This is a genomic window from Lacticaseibacillus boliensis, assembly GCF_054784775.1.
On record NZ_BAAIHN010000062.1, the window covers coordinates 1 to 6,047 of the forward strand.

The following is a 6,047-nucleotide window of genomic DNA, read 5'->3' on the forward strand; positions in this document are numbered from 1 at the left end:
AAGAGCAACCCGGACTCTTGATCAAATACAACCTGAGGGTGATATCCATAGGCCATATAGTGAGCGTTGAAGGCGGACCGTTCTTGATTACCGAAAGTATCACAATGCGTTGAGTCTATATCCAGCACGAAGCGGGATTGACCACTAAGACGGAAAGCCAAGGCGGCTACTTGCCAGATAAGCTTCCGAAAGTCATCTAGGTCGGCGTCTTCAAGGCGCTTGAAAAACCGTGAAAGTGAGGGCTGTGAGACTAGCCGAGAGCTACCCAAGGTGGCCGCCAGTACGGGATCACGTTGCCAGTCATTGGCACTACTGTCATGTAAATACCCGGCAACGTCGAGCAACAATTTTTCCAAGAAGATGTCGATCATCGAGGCCTTCCAGAATCGTCGTTGGTCTGGTAACTTGAGGCACTGATTGGCAAGTTGCCTAAAGTTGATACGATGAAGAAACTCTTGGAACAAAACGAGTCCGGCGTCATTTGAAAGTTGACCGCCGTCGGCGGTCACAGTCACATTGGTATTGCATTGCAGGGATAAGCTGGTTAAAGTTGAGATGGTGTGAAGCCTCGCTTTCGTGATGGTTTTCGTCGACTCAACCTTAGCATATAGGCGCACCCAATGGGTGAAACACCAAAGCAGCGCAGTCCCGTGTGAATCATGGGATTGCGCTGCTTTTTTGAAATTCTATGAATAATCCAGGTGAACATTCCCAATGGTGTTTGGCCTGTAATGTTAACCCCGTTTACAGAGAATAACGAGGTCGACTATGAGTCACTTGGGCGTCTGGTTGATTGGTATATTGCAAATAAGGTTGATGGCCTATTTGCGGTTTGTCAGTCGAGTGAAATGTTTTTCTTAAGTGATCTTGAAGCGCAGCACATTACGCAATTCGTTGTTGACCATGTTGCTGGACGGGTTCCGGTAATTTCCAGTGGTCATACTTCTCTGGACACAGATACAATGGTTCAGCAGATTGAAAATATCTATGCCACAGGTGTTGAGGCAGTTGTCTTGCTGACCAATCGTTTTGCCAACCCTCACGAAAACGGGGAAATATGGAAGGCTCGGGTGACGAAACTTTTAGATCGGTTGTCACCGGATATTCCGCTGGCATTCTATGAGTGCCCTTATCCGTATGCATACGGGTTAACACCAGAATTACTGAAATGGGCGGCGAATACTGGAAGATTCCATTTCTTAAAAGATACGAGTTGTGACATTGACGTGATCGGTGCAAAACAAAAAGCTGTAGAGGGGATGGGTATTAAAATCTTTAATGCACATTCGGGCTCATTGCTCCCATCGTTACGCGATGGAATTGCAGGCTTCTGCGGTGTCATGGCTAACTTCTATCCGCAACTGTATCATTACGTCACACATCATTTCCAAGATGATCCAAAAGGCGCTGAAAACGCGCAAAACGTAATCACATTAGGTGCACTCATTGAGCGCCAGTGTTACCCGCTTAATGCGAAGTATTTTCTACAGCAGTTGGGTGTGTTTAGCTCGATTTACTCACGGACTCGCATTTCGGATGAACTGGATCAAAATATGAAAAATGAAATTGCATCGTTCAAAGTTGAAATGGATAAGCTGGTAGAGGAAGCAATTCGATGATTGAGGATTTAAGAGTCAATGGTGCAATCAATCCCATTAATATTGACTGTCATGGCCAAATTAAATTTTCTTGGGACTTCACACAATGCCCACCAGCAATTCAGAAATCTTATCAGCTATTGTTAAGCGATCAAGCCGGTAATCAGATTTGGGATAGTGGCGTTGTCAATACCCAGGAAACACTCAACATTGACTACACTGGGGAGGCTTTGAACCCCAGTGAGAATTATCGGCTTAATCTTGAATGTGAGATGTCTGACGGCTTAAAGGTGGTTAGTCATAGCGACTTTAGAACAGCACTAGGTGAATCTGATTGGGGAAAATCCCAGTGGATCCATACTTGGGTGCAAACGGATAACGACTTAGTTAATATGGAAAGAGCTAAGTGGATTACAGCACAGAATAATCAAAATCGTGACTGTTACATTTATTATCAAAAGCGGATTACAATCGATTTCAAAATTGAAAAAGCAATTTTGTTGGTTGTTAGTCCAGACCTCACCAAGATTAATCTTAATCATGGACATTCCTACTTTGCACATCATATCGGTCAAGTTACGAACATTGATATTTCAAATGACCTTATCATCGGAGAAAACGTATTTGATTTTCGGAGTATTGATGAGCATCTTAAGGGTGTTAATGCTTCACGTTCATTGTGTGCAAAAATCGTCTTGATAGGCGCTGAGGGCACCCACACAGAGATAATTTCAGATCATTCATGGTTGGCAAATATAGAGAGCGAGGCGCCATCTCCTGCGCGAGAGCTAGCACAATTTGAAGATTATCCCTGGGGAAATATCAGTCACCTACCCGAATTTGCAATCACTGACATCGCAAAACGAGCAATCTATTATGAACGAGAAGTGAAGATTAATCATTCTCTATGTGCTGCATATCTACATGCAACAGCGTGTGGTGTGTATGAGCTCCAGATTGATGGTGCTCCGATAACGGATACGTCCGTCAATCCTGGATATACCGACTATCATCAGGGAATATCTTATCAAACCTTTGACATCAGTCAGTTTTGCGTCGGGAAATCAGCGATTATCGTAAAAGCAATTGTTGGTGATGGCTGGTATAGCGGTAATGTTGCTATGATGGGACCGTTTCAATATGGTACACACAATAAATTTTGTGCGCAACTTGAATTGATATTTGATGACGGTAGTCATCAGATCGTGACAACGGATAAACAGTGGAAATACTACTTTGGCCCCGTATTGGGTAATGATTTATTGCTTGGCACTGAGTATGATGCACGAATCTCAGAAGATGGTTTACGCCGGCCAGTTGCCACAAGTCCAATGAAGGAGAGGCTACTACCACAGCTGGAGCCTTTGCCTAGAGTGATGCAAGTGCTTGAAGTAAAGCAAATTCAAGCTTTGGGTGACGATTACATTGTTGATTTTGGACAGAACTTTTCGGGGGTCTATGAACTAAAAGTGCCAGAAACACTCATTGCTGGGACAATGGTGCGATTGGCATTTGGCGAGGCCCTAGATAAGGGAGATTTATATCAAGAAAATTTGCGCAATGCTAAGCAACAAGATTACTCGATCACGTCGGGAAAGCCTTTTTCGTATATCCCCAAATTTACTATCCACGGGTTCAGGTTTATGCGAGTATCTGGGTTCCAAGCTCCACTTAAACCAGAAATGATCAAAGGATTAGTCATCTATTCAAGCATGAGACAAACTGGTGCAATCAACACAAACAATGCATTGGTTAACCAATTATTCAGCAATATCAATTGGGGTCAAAAAGGAAATTTTCTAAGCGTACCGACTGATTGTCCCCAGAGAGATGAGCGGGTCGGTTGGACTGCTGACGCCCAAGTCTTTTCCGAGACAGCAAGCTATAACATGGATACTCAGACATTTTATCTAAAATATATTCGTGATATGATTCTTGCTCAGCATTCGGATGGGGCGGTCCCAGATGTTGCACCAGCTGTAGGATTTTTTGGAGCTGGTACACCGGCCTGGGCAGATGCAATGGTGATCTTGCCATACGTACTTTACCGGCAATACAACAATCGCGACGCGCTTCGCCAAGCCTATCCGAGCATCAAGCGCTGGTTAGCGTATTGTGAGAAAAATAGTGACGGATTGATACGCCCTAATGAGGGTTTTGGAGATTGGTTATCAGTTGGGGAAGAAGCGCCCAAAGATGTAATTGCGACGCTGTACTTTTACCATAGTGTTGTTCTTACGAAAGAAATTGCCATGTTGTTAGGAGAGCAGGAAGATGCGCAACGTTATGCACAGTTGGCCAAGCGCATCCAGGCTGCATTCATAGAAAGGTTCGTTAGTGGCGATGGTAAGGTATCCGGCGACACTCAAGCCGGATACACGTTATCACTCGCATTTGAAATTTTGACTGGGGAAATGGCAAGAAAAGGGATCAAATGGTTAGTGGCAAACCTTAATCGTCATCAAAATCATTTGACAACGGGGTTCCTATCAGCAAAATTTTTGCTACCGGTCTTGTGTAAGTTTGGCTACACAAAGTTGGCCTATGATATTCTCTTGAACACGTCTTACCCTTCTTGGGGTTATACAATCAAAATGGGAGCGACAACCATTTGGGAAAGATGGGATGGCTATACGGCAGAGGCGGGCTTCGAAGATCCTCGTATGAACTCGTTTAATCACTATTCACTTGGATCAGTTGGTCAATGGATGTATGAATACATGGTTGGCATCAAACCCGACATTGAAAAACCCGGATTTTGCAAAGTGCGATTGCGACCATATATTGACGACAGAGTTTCTTCAGTCGAGGCGTCGTATAAATCAATTTCCGGGAAAATTAGCGTCAAATATGTTGTTTCATCAAAAACGGTAGCATATCAAGTAATACTTCCGGCAAATGTTAGTGCCGAGTTAATCCTGGAAGGTAAACACTACAGCCTGAATTCAGGAACATTCAAAATCGATGTGCAACGAACGTAAAGAATCGTTTAGCAGATGAAAGGAACCTTGTTATGATAATTTCAAATTTAAATAGTTTAGATACTGCTTTGCTTCGCAAGCAACCAGTATTTAACGAAGTTTTCCAATATATTGAGACAAACGATTTAAAGCAATTATCTGAAGGAAGGTACGATGTTGGTGAAAATGGCGCCTTCATTCTAATTCAAAAATATCAGACGCGAGATGAGCAGGATTGTAAATATGAATCACATCGGAAGTACATTGATTTTCAGTTGATTCTTTCTGGACAAGAGTTGATGCGTGTTAAAGAAATCGGCGAAATGGTCTTAAGTGAGGATCACTTTGCAGAAAGTGATGCTGGTTTTTACGAGTTACCGACTACTGAAGTTATTGAAAAGACTTTTAATACTGGCGAGTATGCCGTGTTTTTCCCAGGAGATGTGCATCAACCGTGTGTAAAAACAGATGGGAAGTCTTCCAATGTGATCAAAGCGTGTATCAAAATCCCAGTGACCAGAATCGAAGCATACTGAGGAGGATGAGCTAATGGAAAAAACACCAGAAGTCATCAAAAAGAAACATAATTACGGTTGGGTATTAGTCTGGTTCTTTCTTTTTGGCGCAGTAGTCGCTTATCTTGATCGTGTGAGCTTGAGTTATGCAGCAACGTCCATGCAAAAGGAGCTCGCGATTAGTGCAACTAAGATGGGGGTTCTACTCTCAGCATTTCAGTTGCCATACGCGATTGCTAATTTGCCTGCGGGTAAACTAGTTGATAAGTTTGGTGCTAAGCGGGTTTTCTTTATTAGTACATTACTCTGGGCCCTTTCGGCTATGTGTGTCGGGATTTCGCAAGGCTTCTATTCATTGTATGGATCGCGTATGTTACTGGGTATCGCTGAATCACCATTCTTCATCTGTGGGACGCGTGTCGTTATGGACTGGTTCAATGAAAAAGAGCGAGGACTGCCAATCTCTATTTTCAACTCTGGTGGCCAAATCGCCAATATCATTGGTGGTCCAATTATGACAACGCTGTTGGTTTACATCGGCTGGCGATGGACATTTATTGGATTGGGAATTGTGGGATTGATTGTCCCATTCATCTGGTTGCGCGTGCACCGTGAGCGTAGAGATGTGTCAGTCGAAGAGGGTGGAACTGATGAACCAGAAGAGGAGTCAACAGTTAAAATCAGTATTTTGAAGTTGTTTGTTCAGCGCTCCACGATTGGCATGATGCTTGGAAACTTTTGTGTAACGTATACGGTATGGGTATTGTTGACATGGCTTCCGACTTATTTGGAAGAAGAACGAGGCTTGTCAATGATGAAAGTCGGATTTGTATCGATGATTCCTTATCCTGGATTATTCACCTCGGTATTTGGGACATGAAATCGCATCTGGCCGGTCTGAAAGCAACGTTTGGAGCGTTGCGAATACTGACTGAGCGGAGAAGTTGGTGATCGATGCACCACGAACAGACCGA

At 43.5% G+C, this 6,047-nt stretch carries 5 protein-coding genes; 4 read left to right on the plus strand and 1 reads right to left on the minus strand.

All coding sequences use genetic code 11. The annotated features are described in order from the left end of the window. Window positions 1-617, minus strand: a 617-nt coding sequence (locus tag ACYVRB_RS13925; RefSeq protein WP_461213240.1) for a transposase, incomplete at its 3' end; no start/stop codon positions are given. Between the two features lie 84 nt (window positions 618-701). On the opposite strand from ACYVRB_RS13925, the gene ACYVRB_RS13930 reads away from it, so the two are divergent. Genes ACYVRB_RS13930 through ACYVRB_RS13945 form a run of 4 tightly spaced genes read left to right on the plus strand, consistent with a single transcriptional unit; the run spans window position 702 to window position 5,953 of the window. Beyond that, entirely contained in the window at window positions 702-1,619 is a 918-nt protein-coding gene (locus ACYVRB_RS13930; RefSeq protein ID WP_461216029.1) for a dihydrodipicolinate synthase family protein, read from the plus strand. Further along, complete coding sequence (locus ACYVRB_RS13935) at window positions 1,616-4,579, plus strand: alpha-L-rhamnosidase (RefSeq protein ID WP_461216030.1); 2,964 nt, start codon at window positions 1,616-1,618, stop codon at window positions 4,577-4,579. Before ACYVRB_RS13930 ends, ACYVRB_RS13935 begins: the two co-directional genes overlap by 4 nt. A gap of 32 nt (window positions 4,580-4,611) precedes the next feature. Continuing rightward, the gene (locus ACYVRB_RS13940; RefSeq protein WP_461216031.1) at window positions 4,612-5,094 is read left to right on the plus strand and encodes a NanQ anomerase/TabA/YiaL family protein; all 483 of its coding nucleotides are present in this window, start codon (window positions 4,612-4,614) and stop codon (window positions 5,092-5,094) included. 13 nt (window positions 5,095-5,107) lie between these two features. Beyond that, on the plus strand, window positions 5,108-5,953 hold the full coding sequence (locus ACYVRB_RS13945; protein ID WP_461216032.1) for an MFS transporter: 846 nt from the start codon (window positions 5,108-5,110) through the stop codon (window positions 5,951-5,953). Window positions 5,954-6,047: the final 94 nt, after the last annotated feature.